The sequence below is a fragment of the Pandoraea sp. genome, assembly GCF_004297875.1.
GTDB lineage: Bacteria > Pseudomonadota > Gammaproteobacteria > Burkholderiales > Burkholderiaceae > Pandoraea.
On record NZ_SCSK01000006.1, the window covers coordinates 1 to 20,683 of the forward strand.

At 61.0% G+C, this 20,683-nt stretch carries 17 protein-coding genes and 1 pseudogene; 10 read left to right on the plus strand and 8 right to left on the minus strand.

All coding sequences use genetic code 11. The annotated features are described in order from the left end of the window. Positions 1–651: 651 nt before the first annotated feature. The 4 genes from pcaD to pcaH form a co-directional block, all read right to left on the minus strand. Positions 652–1,827, minus strand: a complete 1,176-nt coding sequence (gene pcaD, locus EPN80_RS02280) for a 3-oxoadipate enol-lactonase (protein ID WP_293023184.1) — start codon at positions 1,825–1,827, stop codon at positions 652–654. Between the two features lie 2 nt (positions 1,828–1,829). After that, a complete protein-coding gene (pcaB, locus tag EPN80_RS02285; RefSeq protein WP_293023186.1) occupies positions 1,830–3,191 on the minus strand; it encodes a 3-carboxy-cis,cis-muconate cycloisomerase in 1,362 nt (453 codons plus the stop codon). Positions 3,192–3,290: 99 nt separating this feature from the next. Next, on the minus strand, positions 3,291–3,878 hold the full coding sequence (gene pcaG, locus EPN80_RS02290; RefSeq protein WP_293023188.1) for a protocatechuate 3,4-dioxygenase subunit alpha: 588 nt from the start codon (positions 3,876–3,878) through the stop codon (positions 3,291–3,293). 3 nt (positions 3,879–3,881) lie between these two features. Then, positions 3,882–4,589 (minus strand): protocatechuate 3,4-dioxygenase subunit beta, encoded by a 708-nt coding sequence (gene pcaH / locus EPN80_RS02295; protein ID WP_293023826.1) that lies wholly within the window; start codon positions 4,587–4,589, stop codon positions 3,882–3,884. Between the two features lie 107 nt (positions 4,590–4,696). Here pcaH and pcaQ point away from each other — a divergent pair, with 107 nt between their 5' ends. Continuing rightward, entirely contained in the window at positions 4,697–5,632 is a 936-nt protein-coding gene (gene pcaQ / locus EPN80_RS02300) for a pca operon transcription factor PcaQ (RefSeq protein ID WP_293023190.1), read from the plus strand. Between the two features lie 424 nt (positions 5,633–6,056). Here the strand turns inward: pcaQ and EPN80_RS02305 are convergent. After that, positions 6,057–6,560 (minus strand): annotated as a pseudogene (locus EPN80_RS02305) (integrase core domain-containing protein); the annotation flags it as partial. A gap of 373 nt (positions 6,561–6,933) precedes the next feature. Here EPN80_RS02305 and EPN80_RS02310 point away from each other — a divergent pair. Beyond that, entirely contained in the window at positions 6,934–7,938 is a 1,005-nt protein-coding gene (locus EPN80_RS02310) for an ABC transporter substrate-binding protein (RefSeq protein ID WP_293023192.1), read from the plus strand. Between the two features lie 157 nt (positions 7,939–8,095). On the opposite strand, the gene EPN80_RS02315 is transcribed toward EPN80_RS02310, so the two are convergent. After that, on the minus strand, positions 8,096–8,827 hold the full coding sequence (locus tag EPN80_RS02315; protein WP_293023194.1) for a GntR family transcriptional regulator: 732 nt from the start codon (positions 8,825–8,827) through the stop codon (positions 8,096–8,098). Positions 8,828–9,136: 309 nt separating this feature from the next. Here EPN80_RS02315 and EPN80_RS02320 point away from each other — a divergent pair, with 309 nt between their 5' ends. The 5 genes from EPN80_RS02320 to EPN80_RS02340 all read left to right on the plus strand — a co-directional run bounded on the left by EPN80_RS02320 (position 9,137) and on the right by EPN80_RS02340 (position 15,118). Continuing rightward, on the plus strand, positions 9,137–10,825 hold the full coding sequence (locus EPN80_RS02320) for a thiamine pyrophosphate-binding protein (protein WP_293023196.1): 1,689 nt from the start codon (positions 9,137–9,139) through the stop codon (positions 10,823–10,825). Further along, on the plus strand, positions 10,822–12,447 hold the full coding sequence (locus EPN80_RS02325; RefSeq protein ID WP_293023198.1) for a GMC family oxidoreductase N-terminal domain-containing protein: 1,626 nt from the start codon (positions 10,822–10,824) through the stop codon (positions 12,445–12,447). Before EPN80_RS02320 ends, EPN80_RS02325 begins: the two co-directional genes overlap by 4 nt. Next, positions 12,447–12,914, plus strand: a complete 468-nt coding sequence (locus tag EPN80_RS02330) for a carboxymuconolactone decarboxylase family protein (protein WP_293023200.1) — start codon at positions 12,447–12,449, stop codon at positions 12,912–12,914. Before EPN80_RS02325 ends, EPN80_RS02330 begins: the two co-directional genes overlap by 1 nt. Positions 12,915–12,920: 6 nt before the next feature. Then, positions 12,921–13,643: an N-acyl homoserine lactonase family protein gene (locus EPN80_RS02335; RefSeq protein WP_293023202.1), complete on the plus strand. Its 723-nt coding sequence runs from the start codon at positions 12,921–12,923 to the stop codon at positions 13,641–13,643. A gap of 80 nt (positions 13,644–13,723) precedes the next feature. Beyond that, the gene (locus EPN80_RS02340; RefSeq protein ID WP_293023204.1) at positions 13,724–15,118 is read left to right on the plus strand and encodes an MFS transporter; all 1,395 of its coding nucleotides are present in this window, start codon (positions 13,724–13,726) and stop codon (positions 15,116–15,118) included. 73 nt (positions 15,119–15,191) lie between these two features. Here the strand turns inward: EPN80_RS02340 and EPN80_RS02345 are convergent, their stop codons facing one another. After that, positions 15,192–15,938, minus strand: coding sequence for a Crp/Fnr family transcriptional regulator (locus tag EPN80_RS02345; RefSeq protein ID WP_293023206.1), 747 nt, complete (start codon positions 15,936–15,938; stop codon positions 15,192–15,194). A gap of 126 nt (positions 15,939–16,064) precedes the next feature. On the opposite strand from EPN80_RS02345, the gene EPN80_RS02350 reads away from it, so the two are divergent. Together EPN80_RS02350 and EPN80_RS02355 are read left to right on the plus strand one after the other, a co-directional pair. Continuing rightward, a complete protein-coding gene (locus EPN80_RS02350; RefSeq protein ID WP_293023208.1) occupies positions 16,065–17,738 on the plus strand; it encodes an acyl-CoA synthetase in 1,674 nt (557 codons plus the stop codon). Positions 17,739–17,794: 56 nt separating this feature from the next. Then, on the plus strand, positions 17,795–19,585 hold the full coding sequence (locus EPN80_RS02355; RefSeq protein WP_293023210.1) for an acyl-CoA dehydrogenase: 1,791 nt from the start codon (positions 17,795–17,797) through the stop codon (positions 19,583–19,585). A gap of 161 nt (positions 19,586–19,746) precedes the next feature. On the opposite strand, the gene EPN80_RS02360 is transcribed toward EPN80_RS02355, so the two are convergent. After that, positions 19,747–20,136, minus strand: coding sequence for an antibiotic biosynthesis monooxygenase (locus EPN80_RS02360; protein ID WP_293023212.1), 390 nt, complete (start codon positions 20,134–20,136; stop codon positions 19,747–19,749). 40 nt (positions 20,137–20,176) lie between these two features. Here EPN80_RS02360 and soxR point away from each other — a divergent pair, with 40 nt between their 5' ends. Next, complete coding sequence (soxR, locus tag EPN80_RS02365; RefSeq protein ID WP_293023214.1) at positions 20,177–20,674, plus strand: redox-sensitive transcriptional activator SoxR; 498 nt, start codon at positions 20,177–20,179, stop codon at positions 20,672–20,674. Positions 20,675–20,683: the final 9 nt, after the last annotated feature.

Below are 20,683 nucleotides of genomic sequence, written 5' to 3' on the forward strand. Positions count from 1 at the left end.
CTCGTCGGGTTGTACCAGAAGGCACTGGGTGATGCAAAAGTCGCAGATCTGTACCTGCAACCCGCATCAACTAGCTCCTCTCAAGCAAGCGTGATCGCAGGCATTCGCCACGCTTTCTGAGCATTGTGCGTATTTCGGTCAACGTGATCAGCGATTTAGGTTGTAGGTGATCAGGGAATCCGGAGGAAGGTGATCGCTTATTTCGGTTGAATATGATCGTTGATCAACGGCTTCCGAAATAAGTGTCAGCGCCGGAGTAATGCTAAACCGGCAAGGCACGAGGGACTCCCTGCAAGAGAATTTCCTTACTGCGTTATCGACTCGAGAAGCCTCCGCCAAACTGGAATATTCTTTTGCGCCGAGCTCTCTCAGAGCTGCTCAAAGCCATCCGAGCGCAAACCGAAGAGAAACCAGAGTCGATCGCGATCCTGGTCGCCAGCAATCGGCAAGTGCCGCCGAACCATCTACGCATGTATGTGCCCCGCATGCAGCGACGCGAGCAATATCTCGTATATCGGTAATTATCTCTCATTCATCAATGCTGATAACCGCTGTTATCGCCATTGCGTTTTACCCCGCAATTTGACTTCGCTTCGAATTACATCTCGCCGTTCCCAGTCCCGGCGTGGATCGCGCGGCGTGATCGCCTGATTATCTGGGCTCGTCCTCATTCTGCATCGCCACCGCCTTCGCCGCCAACGCAAATGCCGTATTGGCCGCTGGCACACCACAATAAACCGCAGCCTGCATCAATGTTTCCTCGATGACTTCCGGTTCGACACCGGCGCGCAGCGCGGCATTGACATGCAATTCAAACTCTTCCCAGCGGCCCAGCGCGGTCATCATTGCCAGCACCATCGCACGTCGCGCCGTGTCTTCAAAACGACTCGACGTCCATATCTCGCCCCATGCCAGGCGCGTAATGAGCTGTTGAAAACGCGTGTTGAATGGCGTCACCGCTGCCAGACGCTGCTCGACATAGGCGGCTCCAAGTACCTGCTTGCGGCGTGCCAGGCCGGCGGCATAGCGCGCCGCTTCGTCCCAGGCGGGCGCCGGGTCGAGAAAGTCGAGCACCGTGTCGCACCATTGCCATGGTACTTCGGTCATCGGAATATGTGCACACGGCAATGTATGAAGCCGCGCGCCTGGGATCGCGTCGGCAATCGCCTGCCCGCGCGCGGGCGGGGTCGACTGATCGTGAGCGCCTGTCAGCACCAGCGTCGGCACAGCAATGCCGGGCAGCTTGTCGCCTATGCGCATGTCGCGAATGGCCGCGCAGCAGCCAACATACCCTTGGGGTGCAAGCGACAGCAATGTATCGCGAACGCGCAAATACTCCAAACCGCCTCGCGCGACGAACCTCGGCGTATAGAAGCGTGCCAGTACCGCATCAGCGACCGCCGCCGTGCCGCCGGCACGTACCGCGGCGATGCGCGTGTCCCACACCTCCCGTTCGAAAAAGGTGGACGTATTGCACAGCACCAGCCGTTCGAGCCGGTTCTGCTCCCGTGCCGCATACGCCATGCCCACCATGCCCCCGAGTGACACGCCACAGTAGTGAAAACGCGTCAGCCCGGCCGCCACCACAACCGCCGCCAAGTCGTCGGTCAACTCGTCGAGCGTATAGTCGCCCTCCGGCGCGTCCGACGCGCCATGGCCCCGCATATCGTAGCGCACCACGTAGAAATGCCGCATCAGCCGAGGCAGCACGGGGTCCCACAATGAAAAGTCGGTGCCGAGCGAATTGCCCAGTACCAGCGCAGGGCGTGCTGCGTCGCCGTCGGCGCGCCAGTAAATGCGAGCGGTACCGCTCTGGATATGAGGCATGGTCAATTTCCCGATAAAAGTCGACGTTGGGCTTGCCAGTCCTGTAAGACCTGGTCCGCCATTGTCTGAGCGGCGTCGAGGTGGGCGGACAGACTGCACGCTGCATCGATCTCGGCAGCGGACACGACTGCACCGACCTGCTGATCGGCAAGTAGCAGGTCGCGTAGCGGCACCCGGCGCCGCGTGGCTTCTTCGCACAGCGCAGCGATAATGCGTTGCGCCGCGCTCATGTCAAAGTGTCGCGTGAGCAGTTGCAAGACGCCCTCTGAGTAGATAACGCCATGCACGCGCTCGATATTGGCTTGCATTGCGTCGCTATTGACTCGCATACCCTCAGCCGCCTCGATAGCAGCATCGACGCTGTTGGCGGTCAACAAAAACAGCTCGGTGAGCACTGGCAGCGCGTTGGGCCAGCTGCCAAGGCCCCGCTCATGTTCGGCGGCCAGTTCGCCGGTCAGTGTCACTGCAAGCAGGGGCGCGCGATAGGCGGCATCGAGCATATGCATGCAAGCCACCGGGTTGCGCTTGTGCGGCATCGCCGATGACCCTCCTCGGCCTTCGCCGACCGGCTCGAACACTTCCGCAACTTCGCTTTGCATGAGTAGCGACACGTCGCGCCCGAATTTTCCCAGCACGCCGCAAAGCACGGCCAATTCGTTGCCCACACGGGCCAGGCGGTCGCGCGTGCCATGCCAGGAAATCGGCGCAGCGCGCAAGCCGAGTTGCTCGGCCAGTGCGCGGGTCACCGCGCCCGCGTGCGCGCCATGCGTCACCAGCGTGCCGTTGGCACCGCCGAACTGCAGTACGCGCGCAGCCTCGCCCGCCTCGCGCAGCGCCAATCCGCTGCGGGCCACGGCGTCAAGCCATCCGGCTGCCTTCCAGCCAAACGATACTGGAGCAGCCGGCTGCAGCAATGTGCGCGCCAGCATGGCGGTGCGCCGATGCCGCTCGATCTGCGTGGCGAACCCGTCGCCAAGCCGGCCCAGCGCCTCGTATATCTGCAGCAACGCGGCCTGCGCCACACACACGAGCGCCGTATCACACACGTCCTGGCTGGTTGCGCCGTAATGCACATAGGGGGCTGCGACCGGTACGGCTTGCGCAACCCATGCCTTCAATGTCTTGACCAGCGGAATCGCCAACGTACCCGCCCGGCGTGCCTCCTCGCCAAGCGCACCCGCATCAATGCGCAGTGTCCGGCAAGCGTCTTTGATGGCCGGGCCAGCATCGGCCGGCACCACGCCGCACGCCGCCTGCGCCTGCGCGAGCGCAACCTCGAAGCGCAGCATCGCCGCCAGTACGGCGGCATCGTCCCAGAGTTCGCGCATCGGCGCCGTGGAAAATGCATTATTCAGCATGTGCATCGGATGATGCTCCTAGGGTGGGTTAGCGTCAAAACGAGCTTGCTTTGCGCTGGCAACCCCTGACTTGGAATCCACGAACTGACGAATGGAGCAAGCGGGTCAAAGATCGAAGAATACTGTTTCCCGCGCCCCCTGCATGTGGATATCGAAACGATAAACCATGCCGGGCTCCGCACTGCTTCGCCGCGCGATCAGCGTGTAGCGGCGTGCCGCCGACACGCTATTAAGTACCGCGTCGGCCGCATTAGCCTCGGGCTCGTCGTCGAAGTAAATACGTGTAAAAGCATGCAGCAGCATGCCACGCATGAGTAGGATCACGTCCAGATGTGGCGCAGAGCCCGTACCATCGGCGCCCGGCTTGATGGTGTGCAAAACAAAGCGGTGCTGCGCATCAGTACCAGTGCCGATTCGGCAAAAGCCGCGCATGCCAAGGCGCGCTGCATCGTCGTGCGTCGTCGCATAACGCCCTGCTGCGTCGGCCTGAAGAACTTCCAGTAGCGCGTCGTTGATTGGCGCGCCCGCGCCGTCGAGGACTTGCCCGACCACGGTGATACGTTGGCCCGGCGTCGTGAGCTCGACTGGCGTCATGGCGAACAGGTTCGGCAGATCGTAGCCATACTGCGCTGGGCACAGGCCATAGGCGAAGTAAGGTCCGACGGTTTGCGAAGGGGTCTGCTTGAGCGTCATGGTCTATCTCTCCCACGGGGTTTCGCGTGCACCTCGCAACACGATGTCGAATATGTAGCCCAGCGCGTAGCCCGGCTCGGTCGCATCCAACGCGAAGCTGGCAATGAGCCGTTCGCGAGCGCCGGCGGGGGTGCCCTGGAAAATCGGATCGTGAGCCAGCAGCGGATCGCCGGGAAAATACATCTGCGTCACCAGGCGCGCGCCGAAGTGCTCTCCAAACAACGAAAAGTGAATATGATTCGGGCGCCAGGCGTTGGGGTGATTGCCCCACGGATAAGCGCCAGGCTTGACAGTGAGGAAGCGATAACGGCCCTGTGTGTCAGTCAAGCAGCGCCCCGCGCCGAGAAAATTCGGGTCGAGCGGCGCGTCGTGCTGATCCGCCTTATGCACGTAGCGGCCAGCGGCATTGGCCTGCCAGATTTCCACCAGGGTGTTGGCGAGCGGACGGCCGCGCTCGTCGAGCACACGGCCTGTGACGATAATGCGTTCGCCCAGCGGCACGCCGTTCTTCACTGCGTTGCGCGTCAAGTCATGATCGAGCGGACCCAACTCATGCGCACCGTAGACAGGCGCATGCAAATTGCTCAGCCGGCCCCGCAAAGGAACCAGCGGCTGCGTGGGGCCGCGCAACAGGGTCGACGCATAAGGAGGATGCAGATACGCCGGGTGCGACGCCCAGTCGCGCGGATCGAGTACGGTGTCTGGCACGATGGTCTCCTCGGGGCAATAGTTAAAATCGAAATGCCAAGAAATAACTTTATCTCTTTCCAAAATTTATAGAAAATGATCTTTTTTCAGCGATAACATAACCATTAGTTATGAAAAATCCCTTGACCGACGGCCGGATCAAGTTGCGCCATTTGCAATGTTTCCTGGCCATTGCGCAATTTGGCAGCCTGCAAAAAGCGGCCACAGCGCTTTCGATCACTCAGCCCGCCGTCTCGAAAACCGTCGCCGAACTCGAAGGATTGCTCGGTGTTGCTCTGTTCGAACGTGGCCGCGGCGGCGCGACGCCAACCCGCCAGGCGCAATGGTTCCTGCCGCACGCCAGCGCCTGCCTGAACGCGCTGCAGACAGGCGTGAACGCCCTGGCGCGCACCAGTGGGCACGCGCCAGGCTTCATCAACCTCGGCATCCTGCCGACCCTCGCCGCCGCGTGTTTGCCGCCCGTCGCGGCACAATTGCGCCGGCAATGGCCCGCCGTTTCACTGCGCGTGGTTACCGGCACCAACAAGGAACTGACTGCCAAACTCAAAGCGGGCGAAGTGGAAGTCGCGCTGTGCCGCTCCTCGGACCCTGAGCTGATGGCAGGTCTGAGCTTCGAATACCTTTGCGGCGAGCCACTCGTGGCGGTGGTCAGGGCCGACCACCCGCTGCTGCGCGCGCCGCTCGCTATCGCAGCCGGCTTGCGGGACTACCCGGTGCTACTGCCGCCGCCAGGCACCGTCATCCGCCAGTCGGCAGACCGACTGCTTGCTGCCGCCGGCGCCACGCCGCTCCAGGCTCACATTGAACTGCTATCGGTCTCCGCCGGCAAGGCGCTTACGCTGGAGAACGATGCCGTCTGGTTTGTGCCGCGTGGCACCGTCGCGCACGACCTCGCTGACGGCTCGCTGACATGCTTACCGCTGGCGAGCGCCGGCGCCGAAGAACCAGTGGGCTTGGCATTGCGAATCGACGCGCCGCAAGCGCCGGTACTGCGTGCCTTGCTCGAAGCAATGCGCACCTTCTTGCGCCGCGCCGGCTCAAGTTAGCGGCACGCTAGCGCTGTCTGACGCATTTCTCGACATCCCGAGTCGTTTGGCAATCCGGCGTATAAAACGTGATCTCGCAGATGCCCGCGTCGAATGCTGCTCAACTGAGGCTGCCCCCAAACCCGGGGCTCAACCACACCGTCCGGAAAATTCAAAGTTAAACGCACCAAATACCCGATAATTCAGACTTAAGTGAACCACTGGTTCAAAGTTGACTGAGCAGCGCTCCCGCGAGGCGTTATCCTATCAACATGACTAGTTCAAAATTAGATGAATCTCGACAATTCACTCAACTTTGAACTTTGTTCACTTAACTTTGAATTGCCGGGCTGCACTTAGCAGCCTAGCAAGGCAATATTGACCTGCCCCTACAAACAGGGCCATCTGGAGTCTAGTAAAGTTCGTTTTTGAGGCTGACCCCAAATCAGGGCCGTTCTGAAGTGGAAATTTCCGGCTCTTCGGGTTGGGCCGATTCGGCCCGAGACCTGCACTGACGGGCGAATTCAGAGGGCGTCATCCACTGCAATGCAGAGTGGGGACGCGTCTCGTTATAGTACTCGCGCCAAGCTTGGATTTTGCACCTTGTGTCCTTGAGCGACAAGAACCAATGCGCGTTCAGGCATTCCTCGCGAAAGCGGCCGTTGAAGGACTCATTCTTCGCGTTATCGGTTGGCTTGCCAGGGCGAGAGAAGTCGATTTCTACGCCATTCTCATACGCCCACTTGTCGAGCACCTTGGAGATGAACTCGCTGCCATTATCCGCTTTGATGAAACGCGGCAAAGGGCGGCCGGCGACGATGCGCTCCAGCGCAGCTACAACGTCTTCGCCCCGCAGTGCCGCACCGACATCGATGGCCAAGCACTCGCGCGTGTAGTTATCCACGATCGTCAGTGTGCGCAAGCGTCGGCCGTCAAACAATGCATCGGCGCCCAATACTGTAATGCGCGACGCATTGCGCGCACCAGCAGCACGGGTGATCGTCGAAGTCCAAAGCAAGGCAGCTCTCGCACCGGCCTCCGCAACTGAGACACTGTCCGCGGTTTCGTGCCACCCCGATCACCTCTCGAAAACGGCGATGCGGGAAAATCCAAGACATGGCCTCGTCGTCATGTTCGTCGCCGCGCCGTCCCGCCACCGAACATGACGCTCGGCAATGGTCGTTGTTATCTCCCCTCTCTTTTTAACTTGCAACAATGTCGACATTGTTGCATATTTGCATTTGCAAAATTCTCTTGTCACTTGTTTCTCTGCGCATAGAGCCTCAAAAGCTTGAAAATTATTCAAGAAAAAGGAGACATGAATGAGACATGCACGTGTGGTTACCGGCATTTTCACGGCACTTGCACTGATGGCGAGCGTCTTGCCGGCGCGCGCCGAGGTGAGTACCGTCAATGTGACGATTCAGTATGGCATCGGCTATTTGCCGCTTTATGTAATGCGGCACGACCATCTGCTTGAAAAGCATTTGCAGCAGGAGGGACTCCACAGCAAGGTTACCTGGTCGCAAATCGGCACCGGCTCGGTCGTCAACGACGCGCTGCTCTCGGGGCGCACCGCGTTCGCTGGAGGCGGGCCACCGCAGATGCTGACGCTGTGGGATCGCACGCAATCGAATCTGAAAGTCAAAGGCATAGCGGCGCTCTCGTCCATGCCGATGTTTCTCAACGCCAATCAGCCGCGCCTGAAATCCCTGGACGACTTCACCAGCAGCGACCGGATTGCCGTCGCCAGTGCCGGATCGTCGATCGAAACGCTGATTTTGCAAATGGCCGCGGCGAAACGATATGGCGCCGCCAATTTCCGGAAATTCGACCCGTTGATGGTGAATCTGGCACACCCCGATGGTATGACGGCCCTGCTGTCAAAAAGCTATATCACCGCTCAATTTACCGCGCCGCCATATCAATACGAGGAGCTCACACACCCGGGCATCCATCGAATGCTCAGTTCCTATGACGTCACCGGAGGACCGGCGACATTTCTTATGGTTTGGACCACCACCCGATTCCGCGACGAAAACCCGAAGACCGTCAAGGCCTACTACGACGCGCTGACCGAAGCGACCGACTTCATCAATGCCCATAAACGTCAGGCCGCGGCGATTTACGTACAGGACGAAAAGGGCTCGGGAAGCGCAGACGACGTCCTGAAAATGCTCAACGACCCCGACGTCCACGTAACCATGGTGCCTCAGCACATCATGGATTACGCAAAAACCATGTACCGCCTCGGAACGATCAAACATATGCCAACCTCGTGGAAAGACCTGTTCTTTCCGGAGGTTTACGGCTTGCCGGGAAGTTGAGGCGCCGCCCGAAGGCAACCGGCTCGCTGCAGCGGTGCAACGGTTTCGTCATGACGGCTGGGCGCCCCCTAGGCCGACTCCACGGTTTGTTGCCGGCCAGCCGCCAGGCGCGTCACGTGCGGCGTTCGGGATGTCCCCCTGGGCCGGAGCCGGCCGGCTATCGTTCCTCGACTGGCTGCAGCTTGCGTGAACCCTGCTTCCCGGACTCGCCTGCGTGGCCGGCCTTTGCGCGAGCTTCGATTTCTTCCATTGCCGCATCTCTGTTTTCGAGCGCCAATCGACGATGCGTGGCTTCGGCAAGCTCCTCGTTCTTGGCGATGATGGCAGCCACCAGCGCCGTCCAATTCGACAGCGAACGATTGCGGCGCTTCTGGGTTACCAGTCCCAAACGCGCGTATCGACCGATACGCTGAGCAAACCCTGTGATCATTTCACTGAGTTGCTCGCTACCCGAGAGGGCCGCGACCTCGGTCACCATGGCAGCGCTGGCACGCGCATAGCCCTTGGCATCATTGAGCGTTGCCTTGAGTTGCGCGAGCGCGGCTTTCAGGCGCGGCGCGTCCTCGGCGCGGAAATTGCCGGCGGCGCGCCGAGAAGCAAGCGCCAGCAACACCGCTCTGATTTCGAACAGATTTTGCAATTCCTGCGAGGATAGCAGCGTGACCTGCGCTCCCCGTTGCGGCAGGATGCGCACCAAACCGCGGCTCTCCAATATTCGCAATGCATCTCGTACAGTGGCTCGACTCACGTTGAACGACGCAGCCAGACTGACCTCCCGGATACGCTCGCCGGGAGCGAATTGCTCTTCCATGATCGCCGTGCCGATCTGTTCGGCAATTTGAATAGGGAGGGTCGCAGTAAGCGAGGCCGGCGAAAAGTTGGCGGGCATAGGCGGGATTGTCAATAGCGCATGGTGTTCCGCGATTTTACTGCACGGCGTGACCCAACTCGTCAAAATTCTTTGCGGACTCGCCACCCCGTCGAGCCTGCTTTTCGATCCCCTTTGTTGCCTCTTGCAGCTTCACCAAATGTGGAGCGCGCACCGACCGTGCCCCTCTCGTTTCAAATCAGCGAAAATTTCATCTTGCCTAAATGTCGACATTATTGCAAAATTGATAATCATCAATTCAACCTCCCGCGGTGATGAATCCGTATTCCGCGTATTCCATATCGCACTTCATATGAAGGAACCGTCAATATGAGCAAAGTTACCGGTGGAAAAGCAGTCGTCGACACCTTGCTGGCCGAAGAGGTCGACCACGTATTCGGCCTGATCGGTTCGGCCGGCATGGAGATTTTCGACGCGCTCCACGGTGCTGATGACATCCGCTTTATCGGGGTGCGCGACGAGCGCACCGGTACACATATGGCCGACGGCTACGCTCGAGCGTCAGGCAAAGCCGGAGTCGTCATCGCCGGACAAAATGGTCCAGGCGTCACCAATCTCGTTACCGGGCTGGCGCAGGCATCGGCGGCATATTCCCCGGTGGTCGCGCTTGCCGGATCGCTCTCGAGCGGGCACGTCTACCGTGACGCATTCCAGGAGGTCGACCAGCAATCGCTGTTGAAGACTGTCACCAAGAAAACATGGACCGCCACCCAGGCCAAACGTCTGCCGGAAATGACTCACGAGGCGTTTCGCACGGCTCTCGCGCCGCGTCGGGGGCCGGTGGCGCTGAACTTGCCAAGAGACCTTCTTGCCGAGATCATCGAATACGATCACGGGCCAAGTCACTGGCACGGTGCATCGGCGCCCGCTGCCGATGGCGACAGCGTCGCCCAGGCGGCGAGCCTATTGCGGGCTGCACAGCGTCCACTGATACTGGCCGGAGGTGGCGTCAAAAACGGTCGATGCCATGAAGCCGTGCTGAAGCTCGCGGAGTTGCTGCACGCTCCGGTGGTCATGTCGCCCGGCCACGGTGACGCACTACCCTGCGCGCATCCGCTATATGCCGGACAAATGGGGCCGCGCGGCAATGTCGTTGCCACCGACCTGGCTCGGCAGGCCGACGTAATCCTCGCGCTCGGCACACGTATTGGCTTCAACACGACCTTCTATTCGTTCGACAACCTCAACGCCCAGGCCGCCATCATTCAGGTCGAGACCGACCCGCTGGCTCTGGGCCGTCTTGTGCCGGTCGCACTGGGCATCTTTGCCGACGCCAGCATCGTCGCCGCACAGTTGGCACGCGAACTGAGCGGTCATGCTCCAACGCATGCCGTGCAATGGGTTGCCGACTTTCAAAGCAAGCGGTCCGCCTTGCTCGCACAGCGCGACGCGGAAGGAGCGCGGGCGAGCAACCCGATTCAACCGGCAACGCTCTTCAAGATGCTGCGCGACGGTTGCCCGGACGACACCATGTTCACCATGGATGCGGGAACACTGTGCCTGCAGGCGACCGACCAGTTGAATTTCGCAAAGCCGCCGTCTCTATTTACTCCACTCGACTTCGGCCTGGTTGGGTTTTCATATGCATGTGGCCTGGGAGTCAAGCTTGCTTGTCCCGAGCGTACGGTGATCAGCTTGATGGGCGACGGCGGATTCGGCATGACGATGAGCGAGATCGGTACTGCCGTCTCGCATCGGATCAACAGCATTTGCGTGGTCATGAACAATGGCTGCTGGGGCGCCGAGAAAGCTTATCAGCGCGATTTCTTCGGCGGTCGCTACATCGGCGCCGACGTGCCGAACCCACCATACGACAAGCTTGCCGAGTTGTTTGGCGCAGCCGGGTTCCGCGTCGAGCGTGCCGAACAATTCGGCCCTGCGCTGCAGGCGGCACTGGCGTGCGGCAAGCCCGCGGTCATCGATGTGCAAGTCGATCCCAACGCTCTCTATAGTTTCCGCCGCGATTCCTTCGCACACCGCGCTCAGGCAAGCAAATGAATACACCGAGCGAATTCGACTACGTCGTCGTCGGAGCGGGTTCAGCGGGATGCGCGCTGGCGGCTCGGCTAACCGAACATGGCCGACATCGCGTGCTTCTGCTGGAGGCCGGCGGCAAAGACAGCAGCATCTGGATTCATATCCCATTGGGCGTAGGCAAACTGCTGACCAATGAGCGGTACGCATGGAAATTCGAGACCGAACCCCAACCTGCGATGCACAGCCAGCGCGTCTACTCGCCGCGCGGCAAGGTACTGGGCGGATCCAGTGCGCTCAACGGCATGGCGTACGTGTGGGGTGATCCGCATGAATATGACCGATGGCCGGCACTGGGATGTCCCGGCTGGAGCTTCGACGATCTGCTCCCATACTTCAAGCGTCTCGAGTCTTATCCGTATAACCGCGATTCCCGTCGCGGCCACAGTGGTCCGGTACGCATCACCGACCGCAAGATCCGCGATACCGACGCCTTGTCCGACGGCTTCATACAAGCCTGCATGCAGGCCGGTATCAAAGAGACCGCAGACTACAACGCGGGCAGTTATGAGGGCGTGCGTTATCTCGAGCAAACGGCCTGGAAGGGGCGCCGCTGGAGCACTGCAACCGCCTATCTGCGCGACGCCCGCAAGCGTTCCAATCTGCTGGTCGAAACCGACGCTCTGGTCAAACGCGTCGTTTTCAGCGGCACACGGGCGAGCGGCGTGGAGTATGTGCAGCACGGTCAAACTCATCTGGTATACGCCCGCCGCGAAATACTTCTTTGCGCCGGGGCCATCAAGTCACCGCAACTGCTTGAATTGTCGGGGATCGGCGACGCCGGCCTGCTTCAGCGTCTCGCCATTCCGGTCGTTAGCCACATTCCCGCGGTCGGCGAAAACCTCATCGATCACATCCAGTTGCGTTGCACCTATGAGACGACCTTGCCGATCACCATCAACGACGTGATGGGTAATCCGATGCGACGAATGCTCGTCGGCCTGCAGTACCTGCTCACGCGCCGCGGCCTGATGGCTGGAACGTCCTCGACCGCGCATGCGATCACGCGCACCCATCCCTCGCTGCCGCATCCGGATGTGATGATCCGTATCTATCACATCAGCGGCAAGGATCGCTACTCCCGGTCCCCAGGCGCCGGCATCGATCCCTATTCGGGGTTCTCGATTGGCGGCTTCAAGCTATACCCTGCCTCGCGCGGCTCCGTGCATATCGACTCGCCCGACGCGGCACGGAATCCACGGATTCAACCCAACTACCTGTCGCACGAGGCCGACATCGTCGACGCCAGCCGACTGCTCAAGACGATACGGTACATCGCCGAGCACCCCGCCTTGCAGCGAGTCATCGTTGCGGAGCGCCGCCCCGGCCCGTCGGTCACCGACGAAGCCGATCTGCTCGAATACGCGCGCGAGACGGGGCAGACGGCCTGGCATACGGTAGGCACTTGCCGTATCGGTGGGCCCGGCCAAGGCGTGGTCGACGAAAGGTTGCGCGTGCATGGCGTGCAGGGCCTGCGCGTTGTCGACGCTTCGGTTATGCCGACGCTGGCCTCTTCGAACACCAATGCACCTTCGATCATGTTGGGCGAACGCGGTGCCGATCTCATCCTAGAGGACGCTAAATAATGGCTCACCCCAAAAAAAACGCCGCGGCAAAAGCCGAGACGGCAGGTACCGCTCCATTGGCAACACCGCATACCGATGCGCAAATCGCTCGTGGTGATTGGAATCCTCTCTGGGACACGCTACGCGAGTGGGACCCGGAGTTCATGGAGGCCTATCTCGCCTTTCGCAACGTTCCGCACAGAAGCGGCCCGCTTTCGCCGAAATTCAAGGAGCTGATTCTGATCGCGGTCAACGCGGCCACCACGCACATGTATGGCCCGGGAGTCCGCCGGCATATCCAGAACGCATTGAAACTCGGGGCCTCGCGCGAGGAAATTCTCGAAGTCATTGAACTGACCACCGTGCTCGGCATTCATGCATGCAACGTCGGCGTCCCCATTCTGGCCGAAGAACTGGCCAAGCATGCCTCGCAGGCGCGAACCACACCCCGGGCAAAATCGGGACGAAGCGACAAGTCCCGAGCCTAGACGCCGATGAACGCCGATCAGTTTTCCATCGAACCCATCGAGCTTGGCCGGCGAACCGCCGACACCTCGTTGTTCCTCTATCTGACCGACCCGGGCACGCCAATCGCGATTGCGTATCGCGTCTGGGTGCTGCGCAGCGCCACGCGCACCCTGCTTGTCGACACCGGACCGCCGCTCCAAGAGGCAAAGCGGCGCGGCCTTACGCACGTTATCGATGTCGTTGCGGCGCTGGCCAACGCCGGCATCGATGCCAACCAGGTGGACACGATTTTGCTGACCCACCTGCACTGGGATCATGCGGCCAACGCCGATCGATTCCCCAAGGCGACTTTTTATGCTCAGCGACGCGAAATCGAATTCTTCCGCAGCCATAGCCGCCAGCATCCGGCCATCGATCGCTTTTTTAGTCATCAGGCCTATCTGGCCTCCCTGATCGATAACGGTCGCATTCGGGAAATCGACGGCGACGTCACGTTGCCCGGCGGGCTCGAAGCGTTGAAGGTGGGTGGTCACACGCCTGGCTCGCAGATGTTTTGTGTTCCGACCCCTGCGGGCGAGGCGATCATCACCGGCGATGCGATTCCGTTGCACCGCAATTATCTGGAGCGTATCCCGTCAGGCATCCTGACCGATGTTTTCGAGGCAGTCGCCGCGCTGGAGCAAGTGGCCTTGCGGCGCCCCGCGTTGATCTATACCGGTCATGACGTCGAATCGCATCTGAGGCTATAGCGTACCCATCAGGCCGAATGGGCGGACATGGCAAGCCCCGCAAGACCGTAATCCAATTAAACGATATCAAGGAGACAACCGTGGCAAGCGCTTCTTCATTCGACGCCTTGGACAAGGCGCCTTTAAACGCATTTCATCGTCGCGTGACGTTCTTATCGGGAATGGGCGTATTCCTTGAAGGATATGACTTTACCAATATCGCGTCGGCGCTCATTTTCCTCGTACCCTATTTCCATCTACAGCCTGGACAGGTCGCGCTACTGGCGACGTCCACCTATGTGGGCACCATCATCGGTGCCGTCAGCATCGGTTATCTCGCCGACCGGCTTGGGCGGAAGTTCATGTATATGGCGGACATCACGCTTTACGCGCTTTTCGCGCTGCTCAGCGCCGTCGCCATCAACTATCCGATGCTGGTGATCGCACGCATCGGCCTGGGTTTTGCGATTGGCGCCGACCAAGCATTGAGCTTCACGATCATCGCCGAGTTTGCACCTCGCTCGCTGCGCGGCAAATTGAACGCAAGCACATGGATTATGTGGACCCTTGCGAGCGCCTTCACCTACCTGCTGAGTTACGGGCTCAACCCGATCCTGCATCAGGAAACCTGGCGCGTTCTGTTTGGCCTCGCGCTAATTCCATCTGTCATCGTTTTCATCGGGCGACGCGACATTCCAGAGTCGCCGCGCTGGCTGGTTCGTCAAGGCAGGATCGATGAGGCGAGAGAAGCGATGAATGCCGTCGTGCCGGGCAGCGGTGCAACGCTACAGATCGACCCGAATCATGTGCCGTCGGCTAAGCGCCGGCCGGTCAATCTTGCCGCACTCTTCCGCTCGAAGCGACAGACTTATGGCACCTTATATATATTCTTCATGTGGTTTTGCGTGACATTCAATACGTACGGCGTGGGCTATTTCACGCCCTATATATTGAAAACACTCGGCTTCACCAGCAATCTCTCCTTAATGGGAGGCGCAGTCGTATCGCTGTTTGCGCTCACCGGTGCGATCATCATGTTTTCGTCGGTGGAACGCGTTGGCCGAAAGTTCCTCGCCACCATCGGCTTCGGCATGCTCGCCTTGATTGACTTCGGTCTCTACCTGGCAAGCGATTCGCATATATTTTCCGTATTGCTAGTGCTGTTCAGCCTGTTTCAACTGGTCGTCTGGATCGGACCGGCGGGGCTGGTGGGTGTCGTCGCGCCGGAAGTATTCCCGACAGACATCCGGTCATTCGGTACCGGGCTCGCCGCGGCCCTCGGCCGACTTGGAGCGATCACCGGCATCGTGCTTTTCCCTTTGATGATGAAAGCGGGCGGCCTCAAATTCGCCATGTTGATCTTCTGTCTCGATGCGGTCATCGCGACCGCGGCGATGCTGATCTTCGGCTATGAAACCAAGGGGCAATCCCTCGAACTGGAGTCGCCAGCCTTCGCTCGCCACGAAAGCGTTGCAAGCAAAAGCGTCTCCGGCTGACTACTCGCGACCGGCAAGAGCGCGCCCCGGCTGAGCCGGCGTCGCAGACGCGGCCAAGCCCGCACAGCGGGCTTTATATCTGGTCACGCCCGAATGCGCAGAGCCGCTGGAGGTCGAGCACGTCGATCTGACTGCGCGAGACGCGCACGATGCCAAGCCGCTCGAGGTTCTGCAATGCCTGATTGCTGCGCTGGCGCGAGACACCCGCCAGCAGGCCGACTTCTTCCTGCGAAATGGCGAGTATTTGCCCCGTCTCGGGGTAAAGGTCGGGGTTGAACAGTTGCGCGAGCGATTGGGCGACCCGCGCGTCGACGTCGAGCAGGCGGCTGTTCTGGATCGAAGCGATGAATTCTCCCATCCGGTTGTTCAATTGGTGGATCACGAAAGCATTGAACGGCAGGCTGGAAGAGAGCAGTGTGTGGAAGGTGACCGACGGCACGAACCCGACGACCGAGGGCCGGATGGCCACGACATCGTACTTGCGCAGCTCGCGCTTGATGACGCTGCCCTCGCCGAACCAGCCCCCCGGGGGTACACCGGAAAAAGTGCAACTGCGCCCGGACGGCGTGTAAAGAGCGAGCTTGAGCAAGCCGGAATGGACGCCGATCCAATAGTCGGACGGCGCCTGCCGGCGGGCGACGAGCGCTCCGGCCTCCCGGTATTCGGCGTGCGCGTGCTCCAGCACAAGACTCCGGTGTTCGCTGGCAAGCGCGCGAAACCAGGCGCAACGCTCAAATAGCCGGAGCAGGTCAGCCGGACCGATCGCCTCGGGCGTACTATCCTTGAGCGAGGCGCACGGCGTGTCTGGAGCGTCTTTCATGGACGGATTCGAGAAAAGGAGCGCATGGCGCGCTCAGGAGGGCTCTGTCATCGGAATGACAGACGATGCGCAATATACGTTGATAGTCTTTATGGATCAAGATCGGGAATATCAGGAGACAACCCCATGACGCATATGTTCGACGAGGGCCTGGATCGGCGGGAGGCCAACCATGTCCCCCTCACACCCATCGAATTCATCGCGCGAGCGGCCGATGTCTATGGAGACCGCCTTGCGGTTGTTCACGGCGACATGCGCCGCACATGGCGCGAAACATATACACGCGCCAGGCGCCTTGCCAGCGCGCTCCAGCGGGCAGGTATCAGTCGCGGGGACACCGTAGCGGTCTTGCTGCCGAATATTCCTGCGATGGTCGAAGCCCATTTCGGCGTGCCGATGTCCGGCGCTGTGCTCAACACGCTGAACACGCGTCTTGACGTCGCATCGCTACTGTTCATGTTGCGGCACGGCGAGGCCAGGCTGCTGATCGTCGACACGGAATTCGGTGAGCTTGCGCGTCGCGCGGCCATCGAGTTCCCGCAGTTGCGCGTCATCAGCGTAAGCGATGTCATGCCTGCCGATCCCCATGTATTTGCGCGCGCCACCGACTATGAAGCCTTTCTTCAGGAAGGCGATCCGCAGTTTGCATACGCGCTGCCGGCCGACGAGTGGGACGCGATCGCGCTCAACTACACATCGGGCACGACGGGTGACCCGAAGGGCGTGGTCTACCATCATCGCGGTGCTTACCTGAATGCGCTGAGCAACATTCTCGAATGGGACATGCCGAAGCATGCCGTCTACCTGTGGACATTACCGATGTTCCATTGCAACGGCTGGTGCTTCCCATGGACCATCGCGGCGCGCGCGGGCGTCAACGTTTGCCTGCGAAAATTCGACGCCGCCACCGTGTTCGAGCTGATCCGGCGCGAGCGTGTTACCCACTACTGCGGTGCGCCGATTGTCCAGAGCGCGCTTGCCAATGCACCCGCGCAGTGGCGTGAGGGGATCGATCACAGAGTATCGACGATGGTGGCCGGCGCCGCCCCCTCCCCTTCCATGATCGCCAGCATGAAGGAAATCGGCTTCGATCTGACCCATGTCTACGGACTGACCGAAGTCTACGGCCCCGCATCGGTCTGCGCGAAACAGGAAACTTGGGAGGCGCTCGACGACGACGAGCGCGCACGCCTGAACGCGCGCCAAGGCGTGCGCTACCACCTGCAATCGGCGGTGGCCGTGCTCGATCCTGACACGCTGGAACCCGTGCCGCCCGACGGCGAAACGGTCGGCGAGATCATGTTTCGCGGCAACATCTGCATGAAGGGATACCTGAAGAACGAACGCGCGACCCAAGAGGCTTTCCGCGGCGGCTGGTTCCACACGGGCGACCTCGGCGTGCTGGCGCCGGACGGTTATGTGCGCATCAAGGATCGCAGCAAGGACATCATCATCTCCGGCGGGGAGAATATTTCGAGCATCGAAATCGAAGACACGCTGTACCGGCACCCCGCGGTATCGGTTGCAGCAGTCGTCGCCATGCCAGACCCGAAATGGGGCGAAGTGCCGTGCGCGTTCGTCGAACTGAAGGAAGGCGTCACCGCCACCGCCGACGAACTCATCGCCCACTGCCGTCTCTTTCTCGCTGGATATAAATTGCCCAAGGCAATACACATCGGCGAGGTACCCAAGACCTCGACCGGGAAAATCCAGAAATTCGAGTTACGCGCAAGAGTCGGCTCGGAACGCGCGATCGATCTGGCCGGCAACACGCCGGGCGCGCCCGCTGGCAAGGCCTAGCCGCGGAAGCAGCAAATCCAACTACCACTTACGACTGCTCGATTGACTGACCTGCCATGAATTACACCGCCCCCGTGAAGGATATGCTGTTCGTCATGCAAGAGCTTGCCGGACTCGACGAAATCGCGGCGCTCCCCGGTTTCGAGGACGCGACCGAGGAAACGGCTCGCGCCGTACTCGACGAATCGGCCAGACTGTGCGGCGAAGTGCTCGCGCCATTGAACGCCGAAGGGGACAAAAACCCGAGCAGTTTGAAGGATGGCATTGTCACCGCGACGCCAGGTTTCAGGGAAGCATTCCAGCAGTATGCCGAGGGCGGCTGGCAGGGCCTGCAGCATCCGGCCGACTATGACGGGCAGGGCTTGCCCAAGCTGGTGGCGACGCCCTGCATCGAGATGCTCAATGCCGCGAACACGTCGTTCGCGCTGTGCCCGCTGCTGACGGACGGCGCTATCGAGGCTTTGTTGACCGCGGGCAGTGAGCAGCAGAAGCAGCGCTACGTGCCGAAGCTGATCTCCGGCCAATGGACCGGCACGATGAACCTGACCGAGCCGCAGGCGGGGTCCGACCTGGCGCTGGTACGCACGCGTGCCGAGCCGCAGGGCGACGGAACCTATCGCATCTTCGGCACGAAAATTTTCATCACCTGGGGCGAACATGACATGGCCGAGAACATCGTGCATCTCGTGCTCGCGCGCCTGCCCGATGCGCCGGACGGCGTAAAGGGTATCTCGCTGTTCATCGTACCGAAGTTCATGGTCGATCAGGACGGCTCGCTGGGCGCGCGCAACGACGTGCATTGCGTATCGATCGAGCACAAGCTCGGCATCAAGGCGAGTCCGACCGCGGTACTGCAATTCGGCGATCATGGCGGCGCCATCGGCTATCTGGTCGGCGAGGTCAATTGCGGCCTCGAATACATGTTCATCATGATGAACGCGGCGCGCTTCGCAGTCGGCATACAGGGCGTTGCGCTCGCCGATCGCGCTTACCAGAGAGCGGTCGCGTATGCAAAAGAGCGCGTGCAGAGCCGACCCGTGGACGGCTCGGCGAAACAGGCCGTGACGATCATCCACCATCCGGACGTGCGTCGCATGCTGGGGACGATGCGCGCGCTGACCGAAAGCGCGCGAGCGCTCGCCTACGTCACCGCGGCGCACAGCGACATCGCGCATCATCACCCCGACGCGGCCGTACGCGCCGAGCATCAGGCCATCTACGAGTACCTCGTGCCGGTGGTCAAGGGTTGGAGTACCGAGCTGGCGGTCGACGTTGCCAGCCTGGGCGTGCAGGTCCATGGCGGGATGGGCTACATCGAGGAGACTGGCGCCGCGCAGCACCTGCGCGATGCGCGCATTCTGCCGATCTACGAGGGCACCACGGCGATCCAGGCCAACGATCTGGTCGGGCGCAAAACGCTGCGCGATGGCGGCGCCGTCGCGAAGCGGCTTCTCGCCGCCGTCTCGCAAACGCTCGACGCGCTCGCAGCACACGAAGGGCCCGATTTCGAATCGATGCGCGAACAGCTCGCCAAAGGCCACCGGTCATTGGCAACGGTCGTCGACTTCATGCTGGCGAACGCGAAGCATGACCCGAACGCGGTTTTCGCCGGCAGCGTGCCGTACCTGAAGCTCGCGGGCATCGTCCTCGGTGGTTGGCAGATGGCGCGCGCGCTGCTGGCAGTATCGGAGCATGCGGCATGCGATCCGGCCTTCGGCAGCGCCAAGATCGCAACCGCCTGCTTCTATGCCGAGCATGTCCTGCCGCAGGCGCCGGCCATCGAAGTTTCGATCACCAGCGCCAACGGCGCGCAGGGCGTGCTGGCATTGTCCGAGGAGCAGTTCTGACGTGACGACTGTCATGCAGCATGGCGAGAAACCCGTCGAACAGTATCCCCAAATTTGAGCGCGCGGGTACCAGCCTGGGTAGTCACGCGACACGGCGCAAGCGGGGCCATGGGGGCGGCTGCCGCATACGCCATGGCAGATCGCCGCTCGGTATCGAATCATCACACCTCGCCGTAAAAACCCATATCGGCGCGCACCCCGAACCGCTTCACGAACTCGGTCGGATCGAAGCCTTCGCGTTCAAATAGCTGCCGCACCATCGGGATAGCCGCAGCAATCGCGTCGGCGTCGGCCCACTCGATATAGTTGATCACGTTGAATTCGCCGCTACCGCCGGTCTGGCTCAGTACCCGGTGCCGCAGGCAACCTGGCATCCCGTCGAGAACGGCATGCACGCGCTTTATCTGGGCGACGACCTCGGGCAGCGCCTCGGCAGGAACGACGAATTTATCGATACGGAACACCGGGTCGGTATGGGAAGCAGATGCTCTCGGCATGGCGTGAAGCCTCACAGGAAAAGCGCTCGCGCGCGGGTTGACGGTCTCACGCATAATAGAACCTCAAGTAAAGTTGAGGTCAAGGAGTTTCGTGATGAAATTAACGCCTGCCCAGGCTGCGCTCGAACAAGCCGGCCTTCCCGCCGTGCTGCCGGTCGGTGAAGTCGCGCGCCGAAGTGGCGTGCCGGTCTCCACGCTGCATTTCTATGAAGCCAAGGGGCTGATCAGCAGCCACCGAACCGCCGGCAATCAGCGCCGCTACGCGCGCGACGTGCTGCGGCGGGTGGCGTTCATTCGCGTGGCGCAACGCGTTGGCATAGCGCTGGCCGACATCGAGGCGGCCCTGGCCACCTTGCCGGCGAATGCCGCGCCCGGCCGCGCCGACTGGGCGCGCCTGTCTCGCGGATGGCGCGCCGCCCTGAACGAGCGCATCGAACAAATGGAGAAACTGCGAGATACGCTCGACGACTGCATCGGCTGCGGCTGTCTGTCGATCGACCGATGCCGGTTGCGCAATCCGCTGGACAAATTAAGCGCGCAGGGCTCGGGACCGCACCGCTTGTGGATCGGACGCCAAGGCGAGGCGGGTTAACGCTCAAAG

Excerpts from the sequence above, each read along its gene's own strand:
- EPN80_RS02355 (WP_293023210.1), top strand. The coding sequence starts at position 17,795 with ATGAATTACACCGCCCCCGTGAAGGATATGCTGTTCGTCATGCAAGAG.
- pcaB (WP_293023186.1), bottom strand. The coding sequence starts at position 3,191 with ATGCACATGCTGAATAATGCATTTTCCACGGCGCCGATGCGCGAACTC.
- EPN80_RS02325 (WP_293023198.1), top strand. The coding sequence starts at position 10,822 with ATGAATACACCGAGCGAATTCGACTACGTCGTCGTCGGAGCGGGTTCA.
- EPN80_RS02360 (WP_293023212.1), bottom strand. The coding sequence starts at position 20,136 with ATGCGTGAGACCGTCAACCCGCGCGCGAGCGCTTTTCCTGTGAGGCTT.
- pcaQ (WP_293023190.1), top strand. The coding sequence starts at position 4,697 with ATGAAAAATCCCTTGACCGACGGCCGGATCAAGTTGCGCCATTTGCAA.
- EPN80_RS02315 (WP_293023194.1), bottom strand. The coding sequence starts at position 8,827 with ATGCCCGCCAACTTTTCGCCGGCCTCGCTTACTGCGACCCTCCCTATT.
- pcaG (WP_293023188.1), bottom strand. The coding sequence starts at position 3,878 with ATGACGCTCAAGCAGACCCCTTCGCAAACCGTCGGACCTTACTTCGCC.
- soxR (WP_293023214.1), top strand. The coding sequence starts at position 20,177 with ATGAAATTAACGCCTGCCCAGGCTGCGCTCGAACAAGCCGGCCTTCCC.
- EPN80_RS02310 (WP_293023192.1), top strand. The coding sequence starts at position 6,934 with ATGAGACATGCACGTGTGGTTACCGGCATTTTCACGGCACTTGCACTG.
- EPN80_RS02350 (WP_293023208.1), top strand. The coding sequence starts at position 16,065 with ATGACGCATATGTTCGACGAGGGCCTGGATCGGCGGGAGGCCAACCAT.
- EPN80_RS02345 (WP_293023206.1), bottom strand. The coding sequence starts at position 15,938 with ATGAAAGACGCTCCAGACACGCCGTGCGCCTCGCTCAAGGATAGTACG.
- EPN80_RS02320 (WP_293023196.1), top strand. The coding sequence starts at position 9,137 with ATGAGCAAAGTTACCGGTGGAAAAGCAGTCGTCGACACCTTGCTGGCC.
- EPN80_RS02330 (WP_293023200.1), top strand. The coding sequence starts at position 12,447 with ATGGCTCACCCCAAAAAAAACGCCGCGGCAAAAGCCGAGACGGCAGGT.
- EPN80_RS02335 (WP_293023202.1), top strand. The coding sequence starts at position 12,921 with ATGAACGCCGATCAGTTTTCCATCGAACCCATCGAGCTTGGCCGGCGA.
- pcaD (WP_293023184.1), bottom strand. The coding sequence starts at position 1,827 with ATGCCTCATATCCAGAGCGGTACCGCTCGCATTTACTGGCGCGCCGAC.